28 protein-coding genes and 1 pseudogene are annotated in these 26,708 nt (G+C 59.6%); 13 read left to right on the forward strand and 16 right to left on the reverse strand.

Annotated elements, in window-relative coordinates:
• The first annotated feature begins 126 nt into the window (after positions 1–126).
• On the forward strand, positions 127–2,232 hold the full coding sequence (gene pqqU, locus ABLV04_RS16890) for a TonB-dependent receptor PqqU (protein WP_044523495.1): 2,106 nt from the start codon (positions 127–129) through the stop codon (positions 2,230–2,232).
• A gap of 68 nt (positions 2,233–2,300) precedes the next feature.
• On the opposite strand, the gene ABLV04_RS16895 is transcribed toward pqqU, so the two are convergent.
• Positions 2,301–2,600, reverse strand: coding sequence for a DUF406 domain-containing protein (locus ABLV04_RS16895; protein ID WP_180265648.1), 300 nt, complete (start codon positions 2,598–2,600; stop codon positions 2,301–2,303).
• 277 nt (positions 2,601–2,877) lie between these two features.
• On the opposite strand from ABLV04_RS16895, the gene rihA reads away from it, so the two are divergent.
• Complete coding sequence (gene rihA / locus ABLV04_RS16900; RefSeq protein WP_023289884.1) at positions 2,878–3,813, forward strand: pyrimidine-specific ribonucleoside hydrolase RihA; 936 nt, start codon at positions 2,878–2,880, stop codon at positions 3,811–3,813.
• Between the two features lie 62 nt (positions 3,814–3,875).
• On the opposite strand, the gene ABLV04_RS16905 is transcribed toward rihA, so the two are convergent.
• Positions 3,876–4,913 (reverse strand): NADP-dependent oxidoreductase, encoded by a 1,038-nt coding sequence (locus tag ABLV04_RS16905; RefSeq protein ID WP_110238434.1) that lies wholly within the window; start codon positions 4,911–4,913, stop codon positions 3,876–3,878.
• A 65-nt stretch (positions 4,914–4,978) separates the two neighbouring features.
• Positions 4,979–5,560 carry an XRE family transcriptional regulator gene (locus ABLV04_RS16910; protein WP_023289886.1) on the reverse strand — a complete coding sequence of 194 codons (582 nt, stop codon included), beginning with the start codon at positions 5,558–5,560 and terminating at the stop codon, positions 4,979–4,981.
• A gap of 162 nt (positions 5,561–5,722) precedes the next feature.
• Between ABLV04_RS16910 and ABLV04_RS16915 the strand changes: the two genes are divergently transcribed.
• A complete protein-coding gene (locus ABLV04_RS16915) occupies positions 5,723–6,241 on the forward strand; it encodes a GNAT family N-acetyltransferase (RefSeq protein WP_023289887.1) in 519 nt (172 codons plus the stop codon).
• Complete coding sequence (locus ABLV04_RS16920; protein WP_023289888.1) at positions 6,238–6,687, forward strand: DMT family transporter; 450 nt, start codon at positions 6,238–6,240, stop codon at positions 6,685–6,687. Before ABLV04_RS16915 ends, ABLV04_RS16920 begins: the two co-directional genes overlap by 4 nt.
• Positions 6,688–6,695: 8 nt before the next feature.
• Here ABLV04_RS16920 and ABLV04_RS16925 read toward each other — a convergent pair whose 3' ends face one another.
• Together ABLV04_RS16925 and ABLV04_RS16930 are read right to left on the reverse strand one after the other, a co-directional pair.
• Positions 6,696–6,929, reverse strand: coding sequence for a YdcY family protein (locus ABLV04_RS16925; RefSeq protein ID WP_023289889.1), 234 nt, complete (start codon positions 6,927–6,929; stop codon positions 6,696–6,698).
• 16 nt (positions 6,930–6,945) lie between these two features.
• Positions 6,946–8,544: pseudogene (locus ABLV04_RS16930) on the reverse strand (ABC transporter substrate-binding protein).
• 269 nt (positions 8,545–8,813) lie between these two features.
• Here ABLV04_RS16930 and ABLV04_RS16935 point away from each other — a divergent pair.
• Complete coding sequence (locus ABLV04_RS16935) at positions 8,814–10,247, forward strand: aldehyde dehydrogenase (protein ID WP_180265647.1); 1,434 nt, start codon at positions 8,814–8,816, stop codon at positions 10,245–10,247.
• A 13-nt stretch (positions 10,248–10,260) separates the two neighbouring features.
• Here the strand turns inward: ABLV04_RS16935 and ABLV04_RS16940 are convergent, their stop codons facing one another.
• Both ABLV04_RS16940 and ABLV04_RS16945 read right to left on the reverse strand, forming a co-directional pair.
• Positions 10,261–11,010 carry an alpha/beta fold hydrolase gene (locus ABLV04_RS16940; RefSeq protein WP_117133183.1) on the reverse strand — a complete coding sequence of 250 codons (750 nt, stop codon included), beginning with the start codon at positions 11,008–11,010 and terminating at the stop codon, positions 10,261–10,263.
• Positions 11,011–11,098: 88 nt separating this feature from the next.
• On the reverse strand, positions 11,099–11,272 hold the full coding sequence (locus ABLV04_RS16945; RefSeq protein ID WP_008804686.1) for a GhoT/OrtT family toxin: 174 nt from the start codon (positions 11,270–11,272) through the stop codon (positions 11,099–11,101).
• Between the two features lie 195 nt (positions 11,273–11,467).
• Between ABLV04_RS16945 and yncL the strand changes: the two genes are divergently transcribed.
• Positions 11,468–11,560 carry a stress response membrane protein YncL gene (gene yncL / locus ABLV04_RS16950; protein ID WP_002906891.1) on the forward strand — a complete coding sequence of 31 codons (93 nt, stop codon included), beginning with the start codon at positions 11,468–11,470 and terminating at the stop codon, positions 11,558–11,560.
• Between the two features lie 51 nt (positions 11,561–11,611).
• Here yncL and ABLV04_RS16955 read toward each other — a convergent pair whose 3' ends face one another.
• A complete protein-coding gene (locus tag ABLV04_RS16955; RefSeq protein WP_032453085.1) occupies positions 11,612–11,863 on the reverse strand; it encodes a hypothetical protein in 252 nt (83 codons plus the stop codon).
• A 487-nt stretch (positions 11,864–12,350) separates the two neighbouring features.
• Here ABLV04_RS16955 and ABLV04_RS16960 point away from each other — a divergent pair, with 487 nt between their 5' ends.
• Positions 12,351–12,473, forward strand: a complete 123-nt coding sequence (locus tag ABLV04_RS16960; protein WP_004175940.1) for a small membrane protein — start codon at positions 12,351–12,353, stop codon at positions 12,471–12,473.
• Between the two features lie 341 nt (positions 12,474–12,814).
• On the opposite strand, the gene patD is transcribed toward ABLV04_RS16960, so the two are convergent.
• From patD to ABLV04_RS16990, 6 genes are all read right to left on the reverse strand, one after another.
• Positions 12,815–14,242 carry an aminobutyraldehyde dehydrogenase gene (gene patD, locus ABLV04_RS16965; RefSeq protein ID WP_180265646.1) on the reverse strand — a complete coding sequence of 476 codons (1,428 nt, stop codon included), beginning with the start codon at positions 14,240–14,242 and terminating at the stop codon, positions 12,815–12,817.
• Between the two features lie 22 nt (positions 14,243–14,264).
• Positions 14,265–15,071, reverse strand: coding sequence for an ABC transporter permease (locus ABLV04_RS16970; RefSeq protein WP_180265645.1), 807 nt, complete (start codon positions 15,069–15,071; stop codon positions 14,265–14,267).
• A complete protein-coding gene (locus tag ABLV04_RS16975; protein ID WP_004202776.1) occupies positions 15,061–15,990 on the reverse strand; it encodes an ABC transporter permease in 930 nt (309 codons plus the stop codon). Before ABLV04_RS16975 ends, ABLV04_RS16970 begins: the two co-directional genes overlap by 11 nt.
• A 1-nt stretch (position 15,991) precedes the next feature.
• Positions 15,992–17,005: an ABC transporter ATP-binding protein gene (locus tag ABLV04_RS16980; protein WP_048294949.1), complete on the reverse strand. Its 1,014-nt coding sequence runs from the start codon at positions 17,003–17,005 to the stop codon at positions 15,992–15,994.
• 16 nt (positions 17,006–17,021) lie between these two features.
• On the reverse strand, positions 17,022–18,167 hold the full coding sequence (gene ydcS / locus ABLV04_RS16985; protein ID WP_023289895.1) for a putative ABC transporter substrate-binding protein YdcS: 1,146 nt from the start codon (positions 18,165–18,167) through the stop codon (positions 17,022–17,024).
• A gap of 305 nt (positions 18,168–18,472) precedes the next feature.
• Positions 18,473–19,885 (reverse strand): PLP-dependent aminotransferase family protein, encoded by a 1,413-nt coding sequence (locus tag ABLV04_RS16990; RefSeq protein ID WP_180265644.1) that lies wholly within the window; start codon positions 19,883–19,885, stop codon positions 18,473–18,475.
• 721 nt (positions 19,886–20,606) lie between these two features.
• On the opposite strand from ABLV04_RS16990, the gene ABLV04_RS16995 reads away from it, so the two are divergent.
• From ABLV04_RS16995 to ABLV04_RS17015, 5 genes are all read left to right on the forward strand, one after another.
• Positions 20,607–22,004, forward strand: a complete 1,398-nt coding sequence (locus ABLV04_RS16995) for a cytochrome ubiquinol oxidase subunit I (RefSeq protein ID WP_004202782.1) — start codon at positions 20,607–20,609, stop codon at positions 22,002–22,004.
• Complete coding sequence (cydB, locus tag ABLV04_RS17000; RefSeq protein WP_023289897.1) at positions 22,004–23,014, forward strand: cytochrome d ubiquinol oxidase subunit II; 1,011 nt, start codon at positions 22,004–22,006, stop codon at positions 23,012–23,014. The genes ABLV04_RS16995 and cydB overlap by 1 nt, the downstream gene beginning before the upstream one ends.
• Positions 23,014–23,139, forward strand: a complete 126-nt coding sequence (locus ABLV04_RS17005; protein WP_004202785.1) for a DUF2474 domain-containing protein — start codon at positions 23,014–23,016, stop codon at positions 23,137–23,139. The genes cydB and ABLV04_RS17005 overlap by 1 nt, the downstream gene beginning before the upstream one ends.
• Positions 23,140–23,235: 96 nt before the next feature.
• Positions 23,236–23,517, forward strand: a complete 282-nt coding sequence (locus tag ABLV04_RS17010) for a hypothetical protein (protein ID WP_180265643.1) — start codon at positions 23,236–23,238, stop codon at positions 23,515–23,517.
• Positions 23,518–23,666: 149 nt separating this feature from the next.
• The gene (locus ABLV04_RS17015) at positions 23,667–23,900 is read left to right on the forward strand and encodes a DUF2554 family protein (RefSeq protein ID WP_032428865.1); all 234 of its coding nucleotides are present in this window, start codon (positions 23,667–23,669) and stop codon (positions 23,898–23,900) included.
• Positions 23,901–23,912: 12 nt separating this feature from the next.
• On the opposite strand, the gene ABLV04_RS17020 is transcribed toward ABLV04_RS17015, so the two are convergent.
• Positions 23,913–25,874 (reverse strand): U32 family peptidase, encoded by a 1,962-nt coding sequence (locus tag ABLV04_RS17020; protein ID WP_180265642.1) that lies wholly within the window; start codon positions 25,872–25,874, stop codon positions 23,913–23,915.
• 33 nt (positions 25,875–25,907) lie between these two features.
• On the opposite strand from ABLV04_RS17020, the gene ABLV04_RS17025 reads away from it, so the two are divergent.
• Entirely contained in the window at positions 25,908–26,075 is a 168-nt protein-coding gene (locus ABLV04_RS17025; protein WP_032429169.1) for a hypothetical protein, read from the forward strand.
• A 10-nt stretch (positions 26,076–26,085) separates the two neighbouring features.
• On the opposite strand, the gene ABLV04_RS17030 is transcribed toward ABLV04_RS17025, so the two are convergent.
• Positions 26,086–26,655 carry an XRE family transcriptional regulator gene (locus ABLV04_RS17030; RefSeq protein ID WP_023289901.1) on the reverse strand — a complete coding sequence of 190 codons (570 nt, stop codon included), beginning with the start codon at positions 26,653–26,655 and terminating at the stop codon, positions 26,086–26,088.
• Positions 26,656–26,708 lie beyond the last annotated feature (53 nt).

The raw sequence follows: 26,708 nt of genomic DNA on the forward strand, positions 1-26,708 counted from the left end.
CCCGATAAATTCGTCAGCCTGGAGCACTATCCGTTAACCAACGGCAGTTAATAATTTTCAAATATTTTACAAACGGGGTAACATATATACATATGTTCCATTTGGTTCGTCTCCCGAGTACTATCGATGAAAATCCTATCCGTGCGACACGCGGCCCTGCCGGCCCTGCTGCTGCCGCTCATCGCCGCCGCCCAGGCCGCCGATGAACAAACCATGGTGGTGACCGCTGCGCCAACCACTGTTTCTGAACTGGATACCCCCGCCGCCGTCAGCGTGGTCAATGGGGATGAGATGCGCCAAGCCGCGCCGCGCGTCAACCTCTCTGAATCGCTGGGCGCCGTGCCGGGCCTGCAGGTGCAGAACCGACAAAACTATGCGCAGGATCTGCAGTTGTCGATTCGCGGCTTTGGCTCCCGCTCTACCTACGGCGTGCGCGGGCTGCGCATCTATGTGGACGGCATCCCGGCGACCATGCCCGACGGCCAGGGGCAGACCTCCAATATCGATATCGGTAGCGTCGACACCCTCGAGGTGCTGCGCGGCCCCTTCTCTGCCCTCTACGGTAACTCGTCCGGCGGGGTGATCAATGTCACCAGCCAGACCGGCACCCAGCCGCCCACCGTGGAAGCCAGCAGTTACTATGGCAGCTTCGGCACCTGGCACTATGGGATGAAAGCCACCGGCGCCGTTGGCGACGGCAGCCACGCAGGCGATGTGGATTACACGGTGTCGACTAACCGCTTCACCACCCATGGCTATCGCGATCACAGCGGCGCGCGCAAAAATCTGGCCAACGCCCGGCTGGGGGTGCGCATCAACGACGTCAGTAAGCTGACGCTGCTGCTGAACAGCGTTGATATCAAAGCCAATGACGCCGGCGGCTTAACCGCCGATGAATGGCGCGATAACCCGCGCCAGTCGCCGCGCGGCGACCAGTATAATACCCGCAAGGATACCCGGCAGACCCAGGCTGGCCTGCGCTACGAGCGCCAGCTGAGCGCCCAGGACGATCTCAGCGTCATGATGTACGCCGGGGAACGCGAAACCACCCAGTACCAGTCGATCCCGCGCGCGCCGCAGCTGAAGCCGAGCCATGCCGGCGGGGTGATCGACCTCACCCGCCACTACCAGGGGATCGATACCCGGCTGACCCATCGCGGCGAGCTGCTGGTGCCGGTCACCCTGACCGCCGGTCTTGACTACGAGAACATGAGCGAGCGCCGCAAGGGCTATGAAAACTTTGTGATGGTCAACGGCGCGCCGCAGTATGGCGAACAGGGCGCGCTACGCCGTAACGAACGTAACCTGATGTGGAACGTCGACCCTTACCTGCAAACCCAGTGGCAGCTCACCGACAAACTTTCGCTCGATGCCGGGGTGCGCTACAGCTCGGTATGGTTCGACTCGAATGATTACTACATCACCCCAGGCAATGGCGACGACAGCGGCGATGCCAGCTATCACAAATGGCTGCCCGCAGGCTCGCTGAAGTATGCCCTGACCGACGCCTGGAACGTTTACCTCTCCGCTGGCCGCGGCTTCGAGACGCCGACCATTAACGAGCTGTCATACCGCGCCGATAACCAGAGCGGTCTCAACTTCGGCCTGAAGCCCTCCACCAACGACACGGTGGAGATCGGCAGCAAGACGCGGATCGGCAATGGGTTGCTCACTGCCGCCCTGTTCCAGACCGATACCGATAATGAGATCGTTGTCGACAGCAGCAGCGGCGGACGCACCAGCTATAAAAACGCCGGCAAGACCCGTCGTCAGGGGATGGAGCTGGGACTGGATCAGCAGTTTGGCGAGAGCTGGCGCCTGAAGGCGGCCTGGACCTGGCTTGACGCGACCTATCGCACCAACGTCTGCGGCGACGCCAGCTGCAACGGCAACCGTATTCCGGGGATCGCGCGCAATATGGGTTACGCCTCCTTCGGCTATCAGCCGGAGCAGGGCTGGTACGCCGGGAGCGATATTCGCTACATGAGCGACATCATGGCGAATGACGAAAACACCGCCAAAGCCCCTTCCTGGACGGTGGTCGGCCTGACGACCGGCTATAAGTGGAGCTATGGCAGGATGGATATGGATCTGTTCGGCCGGGTCGACAACCTGTTCGACCGCGAATACGTCGGGTCCGTCATCGTTAACGAGTCCAACGGACGCTACTACGAGCCCGCGCCCGGACGCAACTACGGTATCGGGCTGAACCTCGCCTGGCGCTTCGAGTAACGCCCGGCTTCGCCCGCGGACCGGCGGGCGAAGGCGTTACCCTCAGGCGCTGGCGCCCGGGGCGCTGATTAAAGCAGGTTTCTCAGCGACAATTCGAAAATGATCTTTTCCGCCTGGCAGGAGAAGGCGATGGACAGATCGAGTTTCACCTCGTCGCCGGCGGCGTCGAGCGTGTAGTCAACCTGCGGTGGTTCACTGGCCGGCGCCGCCGCGGCGGCACGCTCGCGAACGGCGGCTACGGTTGACTCCGCTTCCTCGCGGCTCGGGAATAATTTCTCAGCCCGGTAGACGCAGTCCTCGTTATCAATAATTGTCCCGACATCAATGGCGCAGCCTTTGGTGCTGCATTTATCTACTACATCTTTCATCGTCATAACCTCTTGAGTTTTCTTAAGGATAAGAATCCGCTCGCCGAAAAGCAAACCATTAATATCCGTAAGGATTAGCGATTTTTATTCTATCGCGCCGCGCCGGACGCTAGCTTGCGCCATCGCAAGGCGAGGCATGATGATGCAGGACCGCCGCGACTCACCGCGCGATTGCCCCTGCAACCGTGCTAGCCATCACACTATTCTGCACACTTTCTCGTCTGCCTCGCGCCGCAGCGTTAGTCTGGTCACAGAACAACGCCAACAAGGAGCTGCTATGGCACTGCCGATAATGATTGATTGCGATCCGGGACATGATGACGCGATCGCCCTGGTCCTCGCCCTCGCCTCGCCGGAGCTGGAGGTGAAAGCCGTCACCGCCTCCGCAGGCAACCAGACCCCGGAGAAGACTCTGCGCAACGTGCTGCGTATGCTGACCCTGCTGAACCGCGCGGATATTCCGGTCGCCGGCGGCGCGTGGAAGCCGTTAATGCGCGATCTGATCATTGCCGATAACGTGCACGGGGAAAGCGGACTGGATGGCCCGAACCTGCCGGAGCCGGCCTTTGCGCCGCAAAACTGCACCGCCGTCGAGCTGATGGCCAGGGTGCTGCGCGAAAGTCAGGAGCCGGTGACGCTGGTGGCCACCGGGCCGCAGACGAACGTGGCGTTGCTGCTCGCCAGCCATCCGGAGCTGCACGCGAAGATCGCCCGCATCGTGATCATGGGTGGCGCTATGGGGCTGGGCAACTGGCAGCCGGCGGCGGAGTTTAATATCTACGTCGATCCCCAGGCGGCGGAGATGGTCTTTCAGTCGGGGATCCCGGTGGTGATGGCGGGCCTGGATGTCACCCACCGGGCGCAGATCCTTCCTGCGGATATTGAGCGATTCCGCCAGATTGGCAATCCGGTATCGACCATCGTCGCCGAACTGCTCGACTTCTTTATGGCCTACCACAAGGACGAAAAGTGGGGCTTCGACGGCGCGCCGCTCCACGACCCCTGCACCATCGCCTGGCTCCTCAAGCCGGAGCTCTTTACCACTATCGAGCGCTGGGTCGGCGTGGAAACGGAAGGCAAATATACCCAGGGGATGACGGTGGTCGATTACTACCATCTGACCGGCAATCCGCCCAATACCACCCTGATGCTGGATGTGGACCGCGAAGCCTTTGTCGATCTGCTCGCCCAGCGGTTAGCCTTTTACGCTTGATATTGATGCAGCGCCTCTCTTCCCGGCCGGGAGAGAGGCGCGTTCAGGCTATACCCGGCGTATTAGTCGTCCGCCGACACGCGGATCACCACCTTACCAAAGTTTTCACCTTTCAACAGGCCGATCAGCGCCTGCGGCGCCTGCTCCAGACCGTCGATCAGCTGTTCGCGATATTTAATTTTACCCTCCTGCACCCAGCGCCCCATCTGCTGCTGGAATTCCGCGATCCGATGCCCATAATCCTGGCCGATAATAAAGCCCTGCATCCGAATGCGTTTCTTGAGGATGGTCGCCATCAGCAGCGGCAGACGGTCCGGCCCGTCCGGCAGACCGGTGGCGTTATAGCCGCTCACCAGCCCGCAGACCGGAACCCGCGCCGCGGTGTTGAGCAGCGGCAGCACCGCGTCAAAAACCTTGCCGCCGACGTTTTCGTAGTAAACGTCAATGCCCTGCGGGCAGGCCTGGGCCAGCTGTTCGGCAAAGTCCGCCGCGCGATGGTCAAGGCAGACATCAAAGCCTAAGGTGTCAACCGCATAGCGACATTTGTCCGCGCCGCCGGCGACGCCGACGGTACGGCAGCCCTTAATTTTGCCGATCTGTCCGACCGTAGCGCCCACCGGCCCGGTGGCCGCAGCGACCACCAGCGTGTCACCCGGCTTCGGCTGGCCAATGTCCAGTAATCCCATGTAGGCGGTGAAGCCCGGCATCCCCAGCACCCCCAGCGACCAGGACGGGTGCTGCGGGTTGTCCCCCAGCTTCACCAGCCCGCTGCCGTCGGAAAGCTCATAATCCTGCCAGCCGCTGTAGCCCAGCACCCAGTCGCCGGGTTGAAAATCATCATGCTGCGAGGTCACGACGCGACTCACGGTCCCGCCCACCATCACCGCGCCGATGGCCACCGGCGGTGAATAGGACGGCGCGTCGCTCATCCGCCCGCGCATATAGGGATCCAGCGATAAATAAACGGTACGCAGCAGAACCTGACCCGGCCCCGGGGTGGGCACCTCGCGCTCTTCCAGGCGGAAATGCTCTGCCGTCGGTTCACCATGGGGACGGGAAGCCAGTACCCAGCGGCGATGGCGTTGCGGTTGTTCTGACATAGCAAACTCCTCTTGTTAGCAGACAGTACTGAGGCTAGCTGCTTTATGCGCAATGCGCTTTATCATTAAGAGCCGGATGGCGATTGATTAAGGCGCACCACCAGATAGACGCAGGTCTCTGCGGATTCATTGATAAAGCGGCAGTCGTTCGGTGGGCCGAGCTCCAGACAGTCCCCGGTCTGCATCTCGTGGCGGGTATTCCCTTCCAGGAACACCAGCTCGCCCCGCTGCAGCCAGATCAGCTGGCGTGCCAGCGCATAGGACGAAGCCGGCATCGGCACATCGCTGCCGGGCGGCAGCTCGATCTGCACCAGGTCAATGGGCAGATCGCTGCGCGGCGAAACGTGGCGGCGGAGATAGTGGCTTTGCGGGTCGTGCCATACCGGCTGGCTGGCAAAACGCAGCAGCTTGCCTTCCTGCATTTCCGCCCTGGCGATCAGGGTCGACATACTGATGCCGAAGGCGCCGGAAAGGCGGCCCAGCATCGACGCCGTCGGGCTGCTTTCGCCGCGCTCGATTTTATGGATCATCGCCCGCGAGGCGCCCGCCCGTTCGGCCAGGTCGTTCAGCGACCAGCCACGGGATTCGCGCTCGATGCGGATGCGCGCGCTGATACGCTGATTGAGGTTGTCTTCTATAGTATTCATAACGTAACACTATAGTGTGCGCGCAGGCATTACACAACCGCCCGTCGAGCCGCGTAACCCTTGGCCCATCAGGAAAAAATTTGCTGAAAACGGATGACAGCGTAGCGTTCATTATTGTAATAATATCGTACTACTATAGTGTACGAAAAACTGAGGTTTGCTATGTCCATCCGCCCTGCCATTAAAGACGATTGCGCGGCGATCGCCGAGATCTATAACCACGCCGTCGTGCATACCGCCGCTATCTGGAATGACAAAACCGTGGATACCGACAACCGCATCGCATGGTTTGAAGCCCGCCAGCTGGCAGGCTTTCCGGTGCTGGTGAGCGAGGAAAACGGCGTCATCACCGGCTATTCCTCCTTTGGCGACTGGCGCGCGTTTGACGGCTTTCGCCACACCGTGGAGCATTCGGTGTACGTTCACCCCGAGCACCAGGGGAAAGGCCTGGGCCGCAAACTTCTGGTCGCCTTGATCGCCGAAGCGCGTCGGCTGAATAAACATGTGATGGTCGCCGGGATCGAGTCGCAGAACCACGCCTCGCTGCACCTGCATGAAACGCTGGGCTTTATCACCACCGGGCAGATGCCGCAGGTGGGAACCAAATTTGGTCGCTGGCTGGATCTGACCTTTATGCAGCTGCAGCTTGATGCGCGCCAGGACCCGGACGGCCAGGCATGAATGGGTCGCTTACCCTCGCCTTTCTGGTGGCCGCCGGCGTAGGCCTGGTGGTGCAGAACACCCTGATGGTGCGCATCACCCAGTCGGTGTCGACGATCCTCATCGCCATGCTGCTCAATTCGCTGGTAGGTATCGTTATTTTCGTGACCTTGTTGCTGCTGCGCCAGGGCGTCGCCGGCTTTCATGAGCTGGCCCTGAACGTGAAGTGGTGGACGCTGATCCCCGGCATGCTGGGATCCTTTTTCGTCTTCGCCAGCATCAGCGGCTATCAGACCGTGGGCGCAGCCACCACCATCGCGGTACTGGTGGCCAGCCAGCTGGTCGGCGGGTTGATCATGGATTTAATTCGCGCCCACGGCGTACCGCTGCGGGCGCTGATCGGGCCATTATGCGGCGCGGTGATGCTGGTGGTGGGCGCCTGGCTGGTGGCCAGACGCCAGTTCTGAGCGCCTGTTCAGAGGATCGCGCCGCCTTTGGTCAACTGCTCGCGGCGCGCGTCCTGCTCTTCCTGATGCTGTCGCCCATGGTGAGCGATGGCGGTGCGCAGGCGCTGCTGTTGAGTATAGCGTTCCTCACGACTGAGCTGCGCGTCATCGCTCAGGGCGATCAGCAGCTCATTCATATGCGCGATAACGCCCTCGGCAAGGATGTCATCGACTTTAACGATGACCTCATCCAGATGTGCCATTCTGTTCTCCTTTCACTTAATTCAGCTTCGCTTTGGAAAAATCGCTCCCCATCATGCTCACAGTGTAGCCGCTGACGTTGCTGCGGGTGGCATAGAAGGTCTTGCCGGTCGCCAGGGTGATCCACGGCGCCTGCTGGTAAAAGATCTCTTGCGCCTGTTCGTAGAGTTTGGCGCGCGCCTGCGGATCGCTCACCAGCAGGGCTTTCTTCACCAGCGCGTCATACGACTTATCGCACCAGCGGGCGGCATTAGAGCCGGTCTGGATATTATCACAGCTGAGCAGCGTGCCGGCAAAGTTGTCCGGGTCGCCATTGTCTGACATCCAGCCGTACAGGGCGCTGTCGTGTTCGCCTTTACGCATGCCGGCCAGGTATTCGCCCCACTCATAGCTGACGATCTTCGCTTTCACCCCGACTTTCGCCCAGTCGTTTTGGATCATTTCAGCAATGCGTTTTGAGTTCGGGTTGTAGGGCCGCTGAACCGGCATCGACCACAGGGTCACTTCCGCCCCTTGCTCCAGACCCGCCTGTTTGAGCAGCGCCTTCGCTTTCTGCGGATCGTAGTCGTAGTCCGGGAGGTCTTTTTTATACCCGAGCATGGTGGACGGGATCGGCGACTTCGCCACCGTACCGGAATCGAGGAACACCGCCCTGACGATGGCCTGTTTGTCGGTGGCGTAGTTTAACGCCTGGCGCACCAGAACATTATCAAACGGTTTTTTCTCGGTGTTGAACGCCAGATAGCCGACGTTCAGCGCCTCGACGGCGTGCAGCGTCAGATCGTTATTGCCCTTGATCACCGGGAACTGTACCGGCGAAGGCGCCGGAATAATCTGGCACTCGTTAGTCTGCAGTTTAGCCAGTCGGGTCTCGACGTTCGGCGTGATGGAGAAGATCAGGTGCTTCGTCGGCACCTCGCCTTCCCAGTAGTGGGGATTGGCGATATAGCGGATTTGCGAATCCACTTTATACTGCTGCAGAGCATAGGGTCCGGTGCCGACAGGCCAGTTATCGACGTTTTCTGGCGTTCCTTTCTTCAGCATCGCCTCGCCATATTCCGCCGACAGAATAGAGGCGAAGTCCATTCCCCAGTCGGCAAGAAACGCCGCGTTCGGCTGATTGAGCACAAACTGGACGTGATAGTCATCGACCTTTTTCACCGACTTAATCAGCTTATCGAGGCCCACGTCGTGGAAGTACTCATAGTTCCCCTGCGACACCTTGTGATAAGGATGCTGAGGATCCATCTGGCGCAGTACCGAAAACAGGACGTCGTCGGCGTTAAAATCGCGGGTCGGTTTGAAGAATTTATTGCTGTTGAACTTCACCCCCTGACGCAGCGTGAAGGTCCAGGTTTAGCCATCTTCAGAGACGTGCCACTCGGTGGCCAGCGACGGGATCGGCGTGTTCTTCACCGGGTCAAAGGTGACCAGGCGGTTATACAGCACCTGCGAGCTGGCGACGAACGACGGGCCGGAGCTGGCGATCTGCGGGTTGAAGGACTCCGGGGAGGCCTCTGAGCAATAGACCAGCGTGTCATTGCCCGCGGCCCATGCGGCGCTGGCCGGCAGCAGCGCGCTCAGCAGCAGCGCCAGCGTGGTTTTCCCTGTAGACATGGTTATAAGTCCTGATTATTGATTATAAGAACCGTAATAACAGCACAGCCCCTGGCCCCCGGCAAATAATCAATGGCTATCACCTTATGCCAATCGCGCTGAATTTGCTGGTTTAAACGGCGTCGCGCTGCTTTTTGCGCCAGGTACGGTTGGGATGTTGTGAGCTACGCACAATTCCGGCAAAAAAATGTGCGATAACCGCCCCGCTCACGCCCGCCGCCAGCCGCGACCGGTACACTGGAGGAACCGCAGAATAAGAGGTTACCTCCATGACAATCACCTGCAATCTGTACATTGCCGGCCAGTGGCACGATGCCGAAGACCATCGGACCTTTACCCGGCGCCACCCTGCCCACGACGACATCGCCTCGGTTGCCGCTGCCGCCAGCCTCGCCGACGGTAAACGCTGCGTCGAGGCCGCGGCCAGCGCCTTCCCGCAGTGGCGCGATACATCCCCGGCGGAACGGCGACGCTTACTGCTCGACGCGGCGGAACATATGCTGCTGCGGGAAGCTAAATTTATCGCCGCCATGGCGGCGGAGACCGGCGCCACCGCCCACTGGGCGGGATTTAACGTCCATCTGGCGGCCGATATCCTGCGCGAAGCGGCGGCGCTGACCACCCAGATCGAAGGGCAGATCATTCCATCCAACGTGCCGGGCAATCTGGCGATGGGGGTCCGCCAGGGTGCCGGCGTGGTGCTGGGCATGGCGCCGTGGAACGCGCCGCTGATCCTTGCCACCCGGGCGCTGGCGACGCCGCTGGCCTGCGGCAACACGGTGATCCTCAAGGGCGCTGAGCTCTCCCCGGCTACACAAGGATTGATTATCGACGCCCTCGACGCGGCGGGCTTCCCGCCGGGCGTGGTGAACTATCTAACCTGCGCGCCTCAAGAAGCGCCGGCGCTGGTGGAGTCGCTGATCGCCCATCCGGCGGTGCGGCGCGTTAACTTTACCGGCTCCACGCCGGTGGGGCGGATTATCGCCCGCACCTGCGGGCAGTATCTGAAACCGGCGGTGCTGGAGCTCGGTGGCAAAGCGCCGCTGCTGGTCCTCGACGATGCCGACATTGAGCAGGCGGCGGCGGGCGCCATTTTTGGCGCCTTCGCCAACGCCGGACAGATCTGCATGTCCACCGAGCGCATTATTGTCGACAACGCCGTGGCGGAGCACTTTATCCCTCTGCTGACCAGGCGCGCCGCTTCTCTCCCCGCCAGCCTGACCGGCCCGGTGGTCGACATGAACACCGTCACCCGCTGCAACGCGTTAATCGACGATGCCTTAGCCAAAGGCGCCCGCCTGCTGACCGGCGGCAAAGCCAGCGATACCCACATGGCGCCTACCTTGCTGGACGGCGTCACCCGCGAGATGCGGCTGTGGAACGAAGAGTCCTTCGGCCCGGTAAAAGCGATTATTCGCGTTAATAACGACGAAGAGGCGCTGGCGGTAGCCAACGACAGCGACTATGGCCTTTCCGCTGCGGTCTACAGCCGCGACAGCGCCAGAGCGTGGAACCTGGCGCAACGTCTGCAAACCGGCATCTGCCATATCAATGGTCCAACTGTTCATGATGAAGCGCAAATGCCGTTTGGCGGCTGTAAAGCCTCCGGCTATGGCCGGTTCGGCGGCCGGGCCGGGATTGCGGAATTTACCGAGCTGCGCTGGATAACGCTCCAGACCCAGCCTCGCGAACTGCCATTCTGACGCTGACTCCCCCTTAGCCGTGGCTGGCGATGAGCTGCGCCAGCCCTTCCGGGTTTTCCCACGCCATCGAGTGCCCCGCGTGGGGCACAATCCCGACCGGGATCCCTTGCGCCTCTACCCGTTCGATATCCGCATAAGGGAGCGACTGCTCGCCGACGATCAGCATCTTCTGACAGCGCAGCTGGCAGAGCTGAGTAAACCAGGGGGTGTCGCTGCCGTGTATCAGGCTGCTGGCGGCTCGCCAGACGGCCCAGGGGGCGCTGTTTTGCAAACAGCCGGCCCAGGGCGAGCGCTCTTCCGCCAGCATCCTGGCGTAACCTTCGGCGATAAAGGCCGCCTCTGACTGCGCCGCTATGCGCCTGCTGTACTCGCCGCCTCCGGCGAACAGGTTGGGTTCAGAAACCAGCAGCGTGGTCACCCGCTCCGCCAGCAACCCTGCCGCTTCGATGGCGATGCTTCCCCCCATGCTATGCCCGTACAGCGCGAAGCGCTGCAGGCGCAGGTGGTCGAGGACTTGCTCCACCGCTTGCGCTTGTCTATGTATGTTGTAACTAAAGTCGTGCGGTTTATCGCTGTAGCCGAAGCCCGGTAGATCGATAAGTATTTTGCGCCGCCCGTTGAGCGCGGGGGCGCTGGCGACGCGGGGGTAGTCGTAAGATGACGCGCAGCCGAGGCCGTGGATAAACACCAGCGGAAGCCCCTCTCCCGGAAGATCGAGCCAACGCAATGTGGCGCCTGCGACGGACGAAAAGAAACCGTTCACCTGTTTGCCTCCATGATAAGGTTACTGTGTTTTTATACAGTAACCTTATCCATGCCGCCACCCTTTTCTGTCGTCCGCCGCCGGAGCGTTAAAACAGCGAGACGAGTAGCGCCATCGGGAAGCTGAACGGCCAGGTGGCGCCGATCAACAGGGCCGCCAGCAGGCGGATCACCCGGCTCTCTTTGGTTAAAAACCAGCTAATTACGGCGCAGATCACGCCCATAATGGCGTAAAACACCAACATTTTTTGATATAACGTCATTCTTCGTTTTCCTTCCCTGAGGAGCGTTCCATGGTGGGATAATTATCTGCCATGACGTCGTGATTCAGAGATACCTGTATAACAAATTCAGAATTGGGCTGAATATTCAGAACAAAGCCCGATTCGTCTTAATCCGATAGCGCAACCGCGCCCGCCGTACTATACCTTTAGGGACTTACTCATTAAGGTGGCGTTATGGATGTCTCCAGCAAGACCGTCGTTATGATTAATGTCTGCGCCGCGTTCGCGCTTATCAGCCTGCTGTCGGTGAGATTTGGCTGGTTTTAATCATTTTACTCAGCAACGAAACCTAAAAAAGCAGCCCTCTGGGCTGCTTTTTTACGTGCGGAGGCTCGCGCCTATATTAGGGTCATAAACAATACGGGCTGAGTGGCCTGCGAAAATAACCTTGTTTAGCGCAGGGTTATAATGAGGCAAAACATTCACTTTCTCACTATCCCATTCGGCGGCGGCGCAAACGGCCTGCCCCACTCCCGCGCTCTCACAGCCCTGAATACGTTTTGCCGGCGCGTTACCATAGCTCAGCGCCACGGTGCCGACAGCCAGCAGAATAAAAGCAAAAATTTTCACAGCGACATCAACGTTAAAACCGAATATGCGTGAAATGATCGCATGAGCGGCGGCGGAAAGTCAAACCCGGGAGCGTGCGCCACCGCGCTGGCGCGTATGGCGGATTGACGCGCCGGTTATTAAATATTGCGAATAAATATTACCCGTTAACCGTAAATATAAAAGCCTTATTTATCGTCGTGAAATAGTTTCTGTTCAGCGCAACCTGATTCGTCTGATAAAGATAATATTTCGCCAATCGCAAACCAAAAGATTATCGCGCGTTGGCCGAAAATGCGATATACCGCGCAGGCGCTGGATCTTAATAAGATAAAAGGCGGCTACAAGCCGTTGTAACTTAACCTTTTCATGTCAGGCCTCGCTGGCGAGGGCCCCCAATAGCGCTAAATGACAACAAATATCATTTGCCTTCTCTTCAGAGAATACTTACATTCATAACTATTGGTAATGTTTTTAGCGCTGTGCGCTTTTATATTTCGAGGTGGATATGTCCGGAATCATCACCCTGGTCATCGCGCTGATCCTGCTGGTCGCGGCGGTGTATAATCTTATTTCCTATATACGGGACCGTCGCAGCGCCAGCTTGCCGAGCAAAAAAACCAAGCGCTGAACACGGTTAACGCGATTTCCTTCCTGCGCCAGCATCGCTGGCATACTCCTCTTCCTGGCTTAGTGCAGACATAAAAAAAGCCCCTGCCATCAGGCAGGGGCCGGTATTGGGTCGCAAACCGCGACGTTGCCGCCTCACCCACCGGGCGCGACGCGCCCAGGGTGACTGGCGAACCCCATCCGGCGCTTATCTCCGGCACTCACGATGGCTTAGCTCTTGAAGGGGTATCAGAATAATCTCACATTCCCCGCCGCGAGTTTTAACCATTTTTGCCATCGTGACTATTAGCGAACTAACACACCCATTGCGTAATCATTCGTTGCCGCTTATGGGTCAATCCGTTAGCCATGTTTAACCATCACATGGCGGACCACGGTGTAATCCTCAAGGCCATACATCGACATGTCTTTCCCATAGCCCGACAGCTTCTGACCGCCATGCGGCATTTCACTCACCAGCATAAAGTGGGTATTGACCCAGGTGCAGCCGTACTGCAGCCTGGCGCTGAGCCGGTGGGCGCGGCCAACATCTTTCGTCCACACCGAAGAGGCCAGACCATACTGGGAGTCATTGGCCCAGCTCAGGGCCTGCGCTTCATCGCTGAAAGGCGTCACGCTGACCACCGGGCCAAACACTTCGCGCTGCACGATGGCGTCTTCCTGCCGGGCGCCGGCGAGCAGCGTCGGCTGGAAATAATAGCCCGCGCCGTCCGCCCGATTGCCGCCGGTCACCACTTTAATATGCGGTAGCGCCTTTGCGGCTTCCACCGCGGCGCTAACGCGCTCAAGATGGGCCAGCGAGCTCAGCGGTCCCAGCTCGGTGGCGGCATCCTCCGGCGCCCCCATTTTCAGGCTGGCCACCGCCGCCCCGAGCTTCTCCACCAGCTGCTCATAAATACCCTGTTGGGCGTAGATCCGGCAGGCGGCCGTACAGTCCTGGCCGGCGTTGTAAAACCCGAAGGTCCGAACGCCATCCACCACCGCATCGATATCCGCGTCGTCAAAGACGATGACCGGCGCCTTACCGCCCAGCTCCATATGGGTACGTTTAATCGACGAGGCGGTATGGCCGATGATATGCGCGCCGGTGGCAATCGACCCGGTCAGGGAAACCATTCGCACTTTCGCGTGGGCGGTCAGCGGATCGCCCACCGTTTTGCCACGGCCGAACAGTACGTTGACCACCCCTTCCGGGAAAATATCTTTTGCCAGCTCAGCCAGCTTCAGCGCCGTCAGCGGGGTGATCTCGGAGGGTTTTAGCACCACGCAGTTGCCTGCCGCCAGCGCCGGGCCCAGCTTCCAGGCCGCCATCATCAGGGGATAGTTCCACGGCGCGATGGAGGCCACCACGCCCACCGGGTCGCGACGGATCATCGAGGTATGCCCTTCCAGATACTCTCCGGCCGCCATTCCCGGCAGGCAGCGGGCGGCGCCGGCGAAGAAGCGGAAAACGTCCGCAATGGCCGGCATCTCATCGTTAAGCACGCAGTGCAGCGGCTTGCCGCAGTTCAGCGACTCCAGCTGCGCCAGGGTCTCCGCCTGCGCCGCGATGGCATCCGCCAGCTTCAGCAGACATTCCGCGCGCGTTTTCGGCGTCGTCTGGCTCCAGGCGTCGCACGCCCGATCCGCCGCCTCAACGGCGGCATCCACCTGGGCCGCTGTCGCTTCGGCAATCTCCAGGATCACATCGCCGGTCGCAGGGTTGTATACCGGCACCTTCTCGCCTTCACCTACCACTAACTTACCGTTTATCAAGAGGTTGTGTTGCATAGCATTATCCTGTTTCATGGTTTTATTTCCCGTTTCCGGCGACGTTCTCGCCGTCGCGGGTGAGCCACCAGGCCCCTAAGATTGGTATCGTTGTTACCAGCATCACCAACAGCGCGACAACGTTGGTGACGGGCACATCTCGCGGCCGCCCCAGCTGATTCAGTAACCACAGCGGCAAAGTTCGCTCATGCCCCGCGGTAAAAGTCGTGACGATGATTTCATCAAATGACAGGGCGAATGCCAGCATCCCGCCCGCCAGCAGCGCCGATCCCAGATTGGGCAGCACCACGTAGCGAAAGGTCTGCCAGCTGGTCGCCCCCAAATCCATCGAGGCCTCCACCAGGCTCCAGGAGGTCCGGCGGAAGCGGGCGATGACGTTGTTAAACACCACCACCACGCAGAAGGTCGCGTGCCCCACCACGATGGTCAGCAGACCAGGCTCAAGGCCGACCGCTTTAAAGGCGGTCAGGAGCGCCAGGCCGGTAATAATCCCCGGCAGGGCGATGGGCAGCAGCAGCAGTAGCGACACCGCGTTCTTACCAAAAAAGGTGCTCCGCCACAGGGCTCCTGCAGCAAGCGTGCCAAGCACTAAGGCGATGGCCGTCGACAGGGCGGCAATTTTAAGTGACAACGTCACTGCCTCCAGAATATCGCTGCGCCCTGCCGCCTCGCTGAACCAGCGCAGCGTCAGCCCCTGCGGCGGAAAACTGAAGGCGGCATCTTCCGTATTAAAAGCATAGATGGCGATGATCAGCAGCGGAAAGTGGAGAAAGACCACCCCGCCCCATGTCGCCAGTTTCAGATACCAGGGTGCGCGTTCAGAGTGCATCGAAGGCTCCCAGACGTTTCACGAACGCCAGATAAAGGGCAATCAGCACGATCGGCACGAGGGTAAACGCCGCCGCCATCGGCATATTGCCGATCGCCCCCTGCTGCGAGTAAACCATATTGCCGATAAAGTACCCCGGCGGGCCGACCAGCTGCGGCACGATAAAATCGCCCAGCGTCAGCGAAAAGGTGAAGATCGACCCGGCGGCAATCCCGGGAATAGCCAGCGGCAGGACCACGTAGCGGAAGGTCTGCCGCGGGGCGGCGCCAAGATCGGCCGAGGCCTGCAGCAAAGAGCCCGGGATACGCTCCAGCGCCGCCTGCACCGGCAGGATCATAAAAGGCAGCCAGATGTAGACGAAGACCAGGAAGCGTCCGAGTCCGGAGGTGGATAAGGTGTTGCCGCCCACCGCCGGGACGGTCAGCAGAGCGTTCAGCGCCCCTTCCAGCCCGAGATGGCCGAGAAACCACTGCGCCACGCCATCTTTGGCTAACAGCAGCACCCACGCGTAGGCTTTGACGATATAGCTGGCCCACATCGGCAGCATGACCGCGATATAAAAGAAGGCCTTCATTTTGCCGCTGGTGTAGCGCGCCATATACCAGGCCATCGGCAGCGCCAGCAGAGCACTGGCCAGCGTCACGCACAGCGCCATGACCAGGGTGCGAACGATAATGTCGTAGTTGGCAGGGTTGAACAGCGCCTGCAGATTGGCCAGCGTGAAGTCGCTGGTCACCGACATGGTGAAGTCGTCAAAAGTATAGATACTCTGCCACAGCAGGGTCAGCAGCGATCCCAGATAGACGATGCCAAACCACATCAACGGCCCAAGCAGCAGCAAAAACAGGCCCAGCGCCGGCCGGCGCCAGAAGATCCCCGATACGCGACCGGCCTGCGCAGGAACAATCGCCATGGTCATCTCAGCCTCCGCTTTCCAGCGGGGTCATCGCCGCGCGCGACCATGACGCCTGCACCGTTTGCCCGGCTCGCGGAACGCTCGCCGCCGCCGCGCCGTCGATATTGGCCTGGCTGACCAGCAGCTTGTCGCCATCCGCCAGCCGGAGCTCGATCCGCGTTGCCGCCCCCTGATACTGTACCGCCTGCACCACGCCCTGCACCTGCACTTCGCCGCCGCCCTGCAGGCGAACATGTTCCGGGCGCAGCGACCAGCAGCCCGCCAGGCCGCATAGCCGCCGGGCCGCCTCGGCCTCAAAGACGTTGGCGGTGCCGACAAAACCGGCGACAAAGGCAGTCTTCGGATGCAGATAAAGATCCTGCGGGGCATCCACCTGCTCAATGCGCCCGTTGTTAAACACCGCCACGCGATCGGACATCGACAGCGCTTCGCTCTGGTCGTGGGTGACGAAGATGAAGGTGATCCCCAGCGACTGCTGCAGCTTTTTCAGCTCCACCTGCATCTGCTCGCGCAGCTTTAAATCCAGGGCGCCCAGCGGCTCGTCGAGCAGCAGCACCCGCGGCTGGTTCACCAGCGCCCGGGCGATGGCGACCCGCTGCCGCTGACCGCCAGAGAGCTGGGAGGGCTTGCGATGGTGCGCAAAACCGAGGGCCACCTTCTCCAGCGCCTCCTGGGCGCGGGCATGGCGCGCTTTCTTCGCCACGCCTTTGACCATCAGGCCGTAAGCGACATTGTCGAGGATCGACATATGGGGAAACAGCGCATAGTCCTGGAACACGGTATTGACGTCCCGCTGCCAGGGCGGCAGCTCGCTGGCCGGCTGACCGAAGATCCGGATGGTGCCGCCGGAGAGCTGCTCAAAACCGGCAATCAGCCGCAGGCAGGTGGTTTTCCCCGAGCCCGAAGGTCCCAGCATGGAGAAAAACTCGCCGTCGCGGATACCAATGCTGACCCCGTCCACCGCCCGCACATCGCCATACAGGCGCGATACATTCTGAAACTCGACCGCGTACGTCATTGTTTGCCTCCGATCCTTAGCGGCCGCCCATTATCGCAATGTAGTCCTGCGTCCAGCGGCTGTAGGGAACGTATTTCCCCCCCTCGGCAACCGGCGTTTTCCAGAAGTGGATGCGGGCAAACTGGTCATAGCCGTTGGTCTCACAGCCCTTCTCTCCGAGCAGCGCGCTGGCTTTACAGCCCTCAGGCACCACCGGCAGCGAGCCGAACCAGGCCGCTACATCGCCCTGCACCTTCGGCGTGAGCGACCAGTTCATCCATTTATAAGCGCAGACCGGGTGCTTCGCCTCGCTGTGCAGCATGGTGGTATCCGCCCAGCCGGTCACCCCCTCCTTCGGAAATACGGTAGCGACAGGCTGGCCTTCCGCCTTCAGGCCGTTGGCCTGATAGGGCCACGAGCTGGAGGCGGCCACCCCTTCGTTTTTGAAGTCGTTCATCTGCACGGTGGCATCATGCCAGTAACGGTGGATCAGCGGTTGCTGGTCACGCAGCACCTTCAGCACCGCGTTGTACTGGGTTTCGGTCAGTTGATAGGGATCTTCGATCCCCAGCTGCGGTTGGGTGGCTTTGACAAACAGCGCAGCGTCGGCGATATAGATCGGGCCATCATAGGCCTGCACCCGCCCCTGATTGGTTTTGCCATCCGGAAGATCCTGCTTCACGAAGACCACGCTCCAGCTGTCCGGCGGCGTCGGGAATACGCGGGTGTTGTACATCAGCAGATTCGGTCCCCACTGATACGGCGTGCCGTAAACTTTGCCCCCGACGTTAAACCATGCCCCTTGCGCAATGCGCGGGTCGAGAGTGTGCCACCCGGCAATTAGCGCTGTGTTAATCGGTTGAACGCGTTTGCCCATGATCAGACGCAGCGAAGCATCGCCCGAGGCAGTCACCAGATCGTAGCCGCCCTTGGCCATCAGGCTAACCATTTCGTCAGAGGTGGCGGCAGTTTTCACATTAACCTGACAGCCGGTCTCCTTTTCAAACTGGCTGACCCAGTCGTACTGCTTGTCGGTCTGACCGCGTTCGATATACCCCGGCCAGGCAATAATATCCAGCCGCCCTTCCGGTTTATCCAGCGAGGTGAGTGGCTCAGCCGCCTGGACGGTCAGGCAGGCCATCCCCAGCACATAAAGGCTGCAACGGGCCAATTTTTTGCTCATCAGGTGTTACTCCTGTCACAAGGGAATTAGCGGCAGCCGTGCCCTAAAAATATCTCCTGAAATAAGGGTAGTCAGCGGATTAACGCCCTCGGGGGAATTTATTCAGGTTGTGACCCGGGACGCATTACGCAAAAATCGCCAACACAAGACTAACTTTATGGATTATAGACAACGAGTTAGAGAAAAAGGAGGGGTATGCGTATTTCCTATGGTGAGCGCCGGTAAAATAATGACCGGCCTCGATAAAAATCCATCTTCGTTTATTTTTAGCGATTGTTTATCGCGGCGAAAAATAGCCAAAGCGATCAGGAAAGCTGCTCACGAATTAGCTCGCCCAGGCGCTTCACCCCCTGCTCTTCGCGTTCTCCCCAGCCCCAGGCGGTATTAAAGCGGAAAAACGAGGTCCAGCTGGCGGAGGTGGAGAACATTTTTCCCGGGGCGATGCTGATGTGCGACGCCAGCGCCCCGGCGCTCAGCACGCTCGCGTCGGCCCCTTCCGGTAGTTCGATCCACAGAAAATAGCCGCTGTCGCTGTGATGGATAGTGACCTCCGGCGGCAGATGGCGCAGCAGCGCCTGCCAGGCCTGCTGTTTACGTTCCGCCAGCTGGCGACGGAGACGGCGCAGATGGGCGTCATAGCGTTTGGTCGACAGGTAATCCACCAGGGCTAACTGCATCGGCGAGCTGGTGGAGAGCGTACTCATCAGCTGCAGCTGCTGGATCCGCCGCGCCTGTTTCCCGGCCGCCACCCAGCCGATGCGAAAGCCGGGCACCAGACATTTTGAAAACGAACTGCAGTGCAGCGTCATATCCTGTTGATCCCAGAACTTCGCCGGCAACGGCTTCTCGCGGCCAAAGTAGAGCTCGCTGTAAACATCATCTTCAATCAGCATCACGTCATAGCGCGCCAGCAGCGCCACCAGCGCTGCTTTTTTTTCGGCGCTGAGGGTGAAGCCGAGCGGGTTCTGGCCGTTGGTCATCAGCCAGCAGGCCTTGACCGGATAGTTTTGCAGGGCCGCCTCCAGCGCCGTCAGGTCAATGCCCTCTTTGACGTCGGTGGCCACCGACAGCGCCTTCAGACGCAGCCTCTCCAGCGCCTGCAGGGCTCCGTAGAAACAGGGATTCTCCACCACCACCCAGTCGCCGGGCTCGGTCACCGCCTGCAGGCTGAGGTTTAGCGCCTCCAGCGCTCCGGCGGTAATGACGATCTCGTCGGGCGAGACGTTCATCCCCTGCAGGGCATAGCGCCGGGCAATGGCGTGCCGTAGCTCCGCGTTGCCCGGCGGCAGGTTCTCAATCACGCTCATGGCGGTGGCGGTTTTACTCACCTGCGCCAGCGAACGGTTAAGCTGCTGGAGTGGAAAGAGACGCGGGTCCGGGAAGGCCGAGGCAAAGGGCAGCATTGACGCCTGGCGGCTGGCCTGGAGCACCTCAAAGATGTAAGTATTGATATCGACCGCTTCATCGCGGGTCACCTGAGCAGGCGGCGCCGGCTGACGAAGCTTCACCGGCTGGGGGGCGACGTAATATCCCGACTGCGGTCGGGCGACGATGCGCCCCTGGCTTTCCAGTAGCTGATAGGCATGGCTGACGGTCATAAAGCTCATGCCGCTGCTGACCACCTGCTCGCGCAGCGAGGGGAGCCGATCGCCCGGCAACCAGACGCCAAGCGCGATCTGGTCGGTCAGCTGCTGCGCCAGCTGTTGATACTTTTTCATTGTCACCCTTTCCTTGCTGCAACCTCCCTTTATCATATATCAGTTGTTATAAATTAACACTTTTAAGTAACTGTTATGTAAAACAGCGCAACCCGGTCACACAGAACGCCCGCAGGAAAGGTTCACGAGAAAATTGTCCAAAAAAACGATATGATGCATAACCAAAAAATGAACATGATACCGATGGTAATACATAAGCTATGTAATCCTTTTTCTGACATGACCATTCCCTTTTATTGATATCCTGAGAATAAAATACAAAGCACGGCTAAACACGACAATTTAAAATTATTTAATTCATAATTAACTGACTCATCCTTTTTACTGATTCTCATACTAACAAACGTGTGCAGACGTTAAATTCATTAATAAAGAACAGATAATAAAATGCTATATCTGTCGTAATCAGAGGATATTGCTCACAAAAATTAAACGACCGCGCTTTCCCGGGCAGCTACAGGTCTAAGCTGATCCGTAAGACTACGATAATACAGTGAAATAGATTATTAATATTTTCCTGGCCAACAATCTGGCTTTGCTTTCAGCGTTAAAAATGACGCTGTTCCCCTGGGGGATCTCCATGTTGGCGGTCCCCGGAGACAGGCAAAAAGATCATAACAGGCGCCAACTGTTATGATAAAAAATGAACCGACTGCCTCTGCCCCCCTTGCCTCCACCCTGCCTAAAATTGCGCTGAATCAATTTTGTTGTGGAGTCCTGCATGTTCGGTCTTGATGCATTCCATCTGGCGCGAATTCAATTCGCCTTTACGGTCTCGTTTCATATTATCTTTCCCGCCATCACCATTGGCCTGGCAAGCTACCTGGCGGTTCTCGAAGGCCTGTGGCTGAAAAGCAAAAATCCCACCTGGCGCTCGCTGTACCATTTCTGGTCGAAGATCTTCGCCGTCAACTTCGGTATGGGAGTGGTGTCCGGGCTGGTGATGGCCTATCAGTTCGGCACTAACTGGAGCGGTTTTTCGCAGTTCGCGGGCAGCATCACCGGCCCCCTGCTGACCTATGAAGTCCTGACGGCGTTCTTTCTGGAAGCCGGTTTTCTCGGGGTCATGCTCTTCGGCTGGAACCGCGTGGGGCCGGGGCTGCACTTTTTCGCCACCTGCATGGTGGCGCTGGGGACTATCATCTCGACCTTCTGGATCCTCGCTTCCAACAGCTGGATGCAGACCCCGCAGGGGTTTGAGATCGTCGATGGCCAGGTGGTGCCCGTCGACTGGCTGGCGGTGATCTTTAACCCGTCGTTCCCCTACCGCTTGCTGCACATGACGGTGGCGGCATTTCTCAGCAGCGCGCTGTTCGTCGGCGCCTCGGCGGCCTGGCATCTGCTGCGCGGCAATCAGTCGCCAGCGATCCGCAAGATGTTCTCCATGGCGCTATGGATGACGCTGCTGGTTGCGCCGGTCCAGGCGCTGATCGGCGATATGCATGGCCTGAACACCCTGAAACACCAGCCGGCAAAAATCGCCGCCATTGAGGGCCACTGGGAAAACCCGCCCGGCGAGCCGACGCCGTTACTATTGTTTGGCTGGCCAGATATGGAACAGGAGCGCACCCGCTACGGGCTTGAGATCCCGGCGCTGGGCAGTCTGATCCTCACCCACAGCCTGGATAAACAGGTGCCGGCGCTGAAGGAGTTCGCCCCTGAGGATCGGCCAAACTCCACCGTGGTGTTCTGGTCATTTCGCCTGATGGCTGGTCTCGGCATGCTGATGTTGCTGCTCGGGGCGCTGGCCCTGTGGCTGCGCCGCGGCGACCGGCTGTACCACTCGCGGCCGTTTCTGCGCTTTGCCCTGTGGATGGGCCCCTCAGGACTGATTGCGATTCTCGCCGGCTGGGTGACCACCGAAGTGGGCCGCCAGCCATGGGTGGTGTATGGCGTTCAGCGCACCGCCGAGGCGGTTTCCGCCCACGGCGATCTGCATATGTCGGTCAGTTTGTTGACCTTTATTGTGGTTTACAGCGCCGTCTTCGGGGTCGGCTACAGCTACATGCTGCGCCTGATCCGCAAGGGGCCGCAGGAGGTGCAACCCGCGACAACCGGTACGCCAGCCCGCCCGCTGTCCGCCGCTACTGAAGGTTATCTGCAGAAGGAGTCTCGCTAATGGGTATCGAATTATCGGTGATCTGGTTCGTGATTATCGTCTTTGCCACGCTGATGTACATCGTCATGGACGGCTTTGATCTGGGCATTGGCATGCTGTTCGGCACGGTCCGGGGCAGCACAGAGCGCGACGTGATGGTGAACAGCGTCGCCCCGGTATGGGATGGCAATGAGACCTGGCTGGTGCTGGGCGGCGCCGGTCTGTTTGGCGCCTTTCCCCTCGCCTACGCGGTGATAATCGACGCCCTGTCGATCCCCCTGACCCTGATGCTGATCGGCCTGATCTTTCGCGGCGTGGCCTTTGAATTTCGTTTCCAGGCCACGCCGTCGCACCGGCCATTCTGGGACCGCGCCTTCTTTGGCGGTTCCCTGCTGGCGACCTTCAGCCAGGGCGTGGTGGTCGGAGCGGTGATCGACGGTTTTACCGTCAGCGGTCGCGCCTTCAGCGGCGGCATGTTTGACTGGCTGACCCCGTTCAGCCTGTTTTGCGGACTCGGGCTGTGCGTGGCCTATGCGCTGCTCGGCGCTACCTGGCTGGTGATGAAGAGCGAAGGCGCGCTGCAGCAGCGGATGCGCAGCGCGTCGCGACAGTTGCTGGTTGCCCTGCTGGCGGTGTTTGCCGTCATCAGCCTGTGGACGCCGCTGGCGCACCCGGCGATCGCCGCCCGCTGGTTCAGCCTGCCGAATCTCTATTTCCTGCTGCCGGTGCCGCTGCTGGTGCTCCTGATTAGCGCCTGGCTGTGGCGCACACTGCCTCTGCACGACCGCCATGTCTCGCCTTTCACCCTAACGCTGGGCCTGGTGTTTCTCGGCTTTAGCGGCCTGGGGATCAGCATCTGGCCGCATATTATTCCGCCATCGATTACCTTGTGGCAGGCCGCCGCCCCGCCGCAAAGCCAGGGCTTTATGCTGGTGGGCGCGCTGCTGATTATTCCGGTTATTCTTGGCTATACCTGCTGGAGCTATTACGTGTTCCGCGGCAAAGTCCAGCCAGGGGAGGGTTATCATTGATGAAAACCGTCTGGTCGAAACGTCTGCTGTGGCTGATCGCGCTGTGGGGAGGCAGCGTGCTGACGCTGGCCGCCATCAGCCTGCTGTTTCGCCTGCTGATGACCGCCGCGGGTCTTAAAGTTTGAACCAGGATGCAGAGTCATCCGGATCCGGAGCTCTCCATCTTGTCTTCACTTTTACCTGCTGAAATACGCGGACACATCAGAAGAAAGGATATTGCTATGAAGAAGTTAGCTTTACTGTCTGCCGCGATGACGCTGGGAATATCGTCATGGGCTTTCGCTGCCGACAACCCGCCGCCGCCAGAAAAAGGCGCGCAGCATCAGGGTAAATCGGCGGCGAAAAACGGCCAGCACGACGGTAAGCAAGCGCAACACAACGGCAAGCAGCCGCGGCATGATGGCAAGCAGCCGCAACGAGACGGCAAACAACCGCAGCATGGTGGTAAGCAGCCGCCAAAAGGCGGTGAGCACAGCGGGAAACCACTGCCGCCAAAAGCGTAATCCCTCACGCCTGGCCTTCTGCGCCAGGCTTTTTTCACCCTCTTTCAGCAGACATTGACAAACCCTTGCCCTTCTTTGATAAACCGGGAAAAAAACCTGCACAGCGCCTGGCATAGTAAGCCCACGCCATTGATTCACAGAGAAAAGGTATGTTGAGGAGAAGCATGAGCGCCCTGCTGTTGCTGTGCGCGCTTTTTTCCGGGCATCTGCTGGCCCACCGTCAGGGGCACGATTACTTTCCGGTACAGAGCCTCGAGCAGCAGCTGCTGCACGAGGCGGATAGCGATGAGCTTCGCAGCCGGTGCGAAGAGAACGCCGCCGACCTGCGCGAGCACCACCGCTGGCAGGACGCCCGCAAACCGCGGGCATCACACAGCCAGTAGCGTCGCCGCGGATCAGGCCCCTTTGCGCTTCGGCAGGGTCTTCATCAGCTCGTCCGGGCTGACGGAGGCCACGATGCTACCCGGGTGCGGCATTTTGAGGATATGGTTTTTGATCTTGCCGACCACGTGCATTTCGCACGGACGGCAGTCAAACTTCAGGGTCAGCACTTCATCGCCATGGATCAGCTGCATCGGCGTGGCTTTCCAGCTCTTGATGGAGCCTTTCGCCTGTTTCGGACAGAGGTTGAAGGCAAAGCGCAGGCAATGTTTGGTGATCATCACCGGCACATCGCCCTTCTCTTCGTGCGCTTCATAGGCGGCGTCAATCAGCTGCACGCCATAGCGCTGGTAGAACGCCCGCGCCTTGTGGTTATAGACGTTGGCGAGGAAGGAGAGATGGGTCTCCGGGTAGACCGGCGGCGGCACAGAGACCGGCTTACGGGTGCCGCGCTGCCAGGCGTTGAGCCGCGCGTCATCCAGCATTTCGGCCGTTTCACGCCGCAGCTGGTTGAGCAGGCTGTTGGGCACAAACAGCGGCGGCAGATTGACCTGCACCTCGCGCGCATAGTAAATGGTTTGCCCCAGTTTTGTGACACCGTCACGCAGATTGGCCAGCGCTTTCTCCGCCTGGTTAGCTTCGGCGAACTCCCCGTCAAGGGTGTGGGTCACGCTGACGCCATCTTCACAGGTCATGGTGAGAACCAGCTGCTCCTGCCAGCCGCTTAGGGTGACGTCTACGGCGATGCGGCGTTCGCTGGAGGTCTTCAGCAGCGCCTGCTGCCAGTTGTGATCGAGGTTGCGGTTGAGCGCCTGATGCGGGCGCACTTTGTGCAGATCCGCAGGCATCTCGTTCGGCCACACCCGATAGCGATTTTCGCCGGTTTTTTCCACGGTATTGGCGCGGAAGCCCACCACTTCACGCTTAATCATCACGTTAAGGCCATCGCCGTTGGTTAACGGTTCGCTGACCTCGACGTCGAGATGGTCTTTACCCACCTTCAGCACTTCGCCCACCGGCAGTCCGATAAATTTTGGCGAATCAAAGGCGCCGATATCGCCTTTACGGGCATTAACGAAGTAATCGGTGCTGCCGCGGTGGAAGGTTTTATCGGTGGACGGGATAAAGAAATGCTCGGTGCGCCCTGCCGAGGCGCGCACGAGATCGCCGCGGTCTTCAATAATGGCGTCCAGCATCTGGCGGTAGTGAGCGGTGATGTTTTTCACGTAGCTCATGTCTTTGTAACGGCCTTCGATTTTGAAGGAGCGCACCCCGGCATCGATCAGCGACGCCAGGTTGGCGGTCTGGTCGTTGTCTTTCATCGACAGGAGATGTTTTTCATAGGCCACCACTCGCCCCTGATCGTCCTTCAGGGTATACGGCAGGCGGCAGGCCTGCGAGCAGTCGCCGCGGTTGGCGCTGCGTCCGGTCTGGGCGTGGGAAATGTAGCACTGGCCGGAATAGGCCACGCACAGCGCGCCATGGATAAAGAATTCGATGGTGGCGTCAGTATTATCGTAGATGGCTTTGATTTGACTGAGGTTCAGCTCGCGCGCCAGCACGATCTGGCTGAAACCAGCGTCGGAGAGAAACTTTGCTTTCTCCACGCTGCGGATGTCGCACTGGGTGCTGGCGTGCAGCTCGATCGGCGGCAGGTCCAGCTCCATGATCCCCATATCCTGGACAATCAGCGCATCGACGCCCGCGTCGTAGAGATCGGTAATCAGCCGCTGCGCCGGCTCCAGCTCATCGTCATGCAGAATGGTGTTCAGCGTCACAAAGACCTTGGCGCCAAAGCGATGGGCGAAAGGCACCAGACCGGCGATGTCGCTCAGGCTGTTGCTGGCGTTGTGGCGGGCGCCAAAGCCAGGTCCACCGATATAAACGGCGTCGGCGCCGTGAAGGATCGCTTCGCGAGCGATACCGGCGTCGCGGGCAGGACTAAGAAGTTCAAGACGATGATTGTGCAGGCGCATACGCGTGTTGTTATCCAGTATAAGGGGGTCGAAATGGCGGCTATTGTAGTCAGAACCGGGCGCAGACGAAAACCTTTTCCGCCGTCGCGGGACGACGAATTTTCAGTTTTCAGCAAAGTATTGAAGGAAAAGATATTTCCCTCAAATCACCGTACAGAGTACTGTCATCACGTATTCCGGATTTTCCTCGTCACGTTGTGAGTGGTTATCATCAGTCATCTTGTCTGGCCGCGGGTTCGCCCGCGGTTTTTTCTTTTGGATAGTGGATAAGCGAATGGAAATGAGCCGCCTGGGCGCCGCTGTTCCGGTAGGCATGCGCCGCATCGCCGGCGAAGCGCCGACCCTCACCCGCCTGCAGCGAGTGCCACTCCCCCTGTAAGCAGAGATCCAGGGTACCGCTAATCACGACAACATGCTCAATCACCCCTTGCTCATGCGGCGTCGATTCGCTCAGCGCCCCGGGAGCAAGGGTTATCGAGAAATGATCAAAGCGCAACTCCGGGTCCCACGGGAAGACCGGGGTCACCACCATCGCCTGCTGCTGCGGGTCAAACGCGGAGGGCGCCGCGCCGTCATCCGGAACGATAAACGCCGAAAACGGCACGTTCAGCCCGGTGGCAATCTTCCACAGCGTCGCGACCGTCGGACTCGATTCATTCCGCTCAATCTGCCCGAGCATGGCTTTCGACACCCCGGTCTCTTCCGCCAGACGCGACAGGCTCCAGCCGCGCTGCTGACGCAGATTTTTGAGGGTGGCCGCCAGATGTTGCGCAATATTCATCCTACCTCCTGATTTTTCAGCCCAGAGTATACCTCCATTTGCCTGATTCAACA

Source organism: Klebsiella sp. JN_Kp127 (assembly GCF_040062505.1).
In the GTDB taxonomy this organism is placed as follows: Bacteria; Pseudomonadota; Gammaproteobacteria; order Enterobacterales; family Enterobacteriaceae; genus Klebsiella; species Klebsiella quasipneumoniae.

Coding starts and splice junctions, on each gene's coding strand:
- pqqU (WP_044523495.1), top strand. CDS start 127: ATGAAAATCCTATCCGTGCGACACGCGGCCCTGCCGGCCCTGCTGCTG.
- ABLV04_RS16895 (WP_180265648.1), bottom strand. CDS start 2,600: ATGAAAGATGTAGTAGATAAATGCAGCACCAAAGGCTGCGCCATTGAT.
- rihA (WP_023289884.1), top strand. CDS start 2,878: ATGGCACTGCCGATAATGATTGATTGCGATCCGGGACATGATGACGCG.
- ABLV04_RS16905 (WP_110238434.1), bottom strand. CDS start 4,913: ATGTCAGAACAACCGCAACGCCATCGCCGCTGGGTACTGGCTTCCCGT.
- ABLV04_RS16910 (WP_023289886.1), bottom strand. CDS start 5,560: ATGAATACTATAGAAGACAACCTCAATCAGCGTATCAGCGCGCGCATC.
- ABLV04_RS16915 (WP_023289887.1), top strand. CDS start 5,723: ATGTCCATCCGCCCTGCCATTAAAGACGATTGCGCGGCGATCGCCGAG.
- ABLV04_RS16920 (WP_023289888.1), top strand. CDS start 6,238: ATGAATGGGTCGCTTACCCTCGCCTTTCTGGTGGCCGCCGGCGTAGGC.
- ABLV04_RS16925 (WP_023289889.1), bottom strand. CDS start 6,929: ATGGCACATCTGGATGAGGTCATCGTTAAAGTCGATGACATCCTTGCC.
- ABLV04_RS16935 (WP_180265647.1), top strand. CDS start 8,814: ATGACAATCACCTGCAATCTGTACATTGCCGGCCAGTGGCACGATGCC.
- ABLV04_RS16945 (WP_008804686.1), bottom strand. CDS start 11,272: ATGACGTTATATCAAAAAATGTTGGTGTTTTACGCCATTATGGGCGTG.
- yncL (WP_002906891.1), top strand. CDS start 11,468: ATGGATGTCTCCAGCAAGACCGTCGTTATGATTAATGTCTGCGCCGCG.
- ABLV04_RS16960 (WP_004175940.1), top strand. CDS start 12,351: ATGTCCGGAATCATCACCCTGGTCATCGCGCTGATCCTGCTGGTCGCG.
- patD (WP_180265646.1), bottom strand. CDS start 14,242: ATGCAACACAACCTCTTGATAAACGGTAAGTTAGTGGTAGGTGAAGGC.
- ABLV04_RS16970 (WP_180265645.1), bottom strand. CDS start 15,071: ATGCACTCTGAACGCGCACCCTGGTATCTGAAACTGGCGACATGGGGC.
- ABLV04_RS16975 (WP_004202776.1), bottom strand. CDS start 15,990: ATGACCATGGCGATTGTTCCTGCGCAGGCCGGTCGCGTATCGGGGATC.
- ABLV04_RS16980 (WP_048294949.1), bottom strand. CDS start 17,005: ATGACGTACGCGGTCGAGTTTCAGAATGTATCGCGCCTGTATGGCGAT.
- ydcS (WP_023289895.1), bottom strand. CDS start 18,167: ATGAGCAAAAAATTGGCCCGTTGCAGCCTTTATGTGCTGGGGATGGCC.
- ABLV04_RS16990 (WP_180265644.1), bottom strand. CDS start 19,885: ATGAAAAAGTATCAACAGCTGGCGCAGCAGCTGACCGACCAGATCGCG.
- ABLV04_RS16995 (WP_004202782.1), top strand. CDS start 20,607: ATGTTCGGTCTTGATGCATTCCATCTGGCGCGAATTCAATTCGCCTTT.
- cydB (WP_023289897.1), top strand. CDS start 22,004: ATGGGTATCGAATTATCGGTGATCTGGTTCGTGATTATCGTCTTTGCC.
- ABLV04_RS17005 (WP_004202785.1), top strand. CDS start 23,014: ATGAAAACCGTCTGGTCGAAACGTCTGCTGTGGCTGATCGCGCTGTGG.
- ABLV04_RS17010 (WP_180265643.1), top strand. CDS start 23,236: ATGAAGAAGTTAGCTTTACTGTCTGCCGCGATGACGCTGGGAATATCG.
- ABLV04_RS17015 (WP_032428865.1), top strand. CDS start 23,667: ATGTTGAGGAGAAGCATGAGCGCCCTGCTGTTGCTGTGCGCGCTTTTT.
- ABLV04_RS17020 (WP_180265642.1), bottom strand. CDS start 25,874: ATGCGCCTGCACAATCATCGTCTTGAACTTCTTAGTCCTGCCCGCGAC.
- ABLV04_RS17025 (WP_032429169.1), top strand. CDS start 25,908: ATGGCGGCTATTGTAGTCAGAACCGGGCGCAGACGAAAACCTTTTCCG.
- ABLV04_RS17030 (WP_023289901.1), bottom strand. CDS start 26,655: ATGAATATTGCGCAACATCTGGCGGCCACCCTCAAAAATCTGCGTCAG.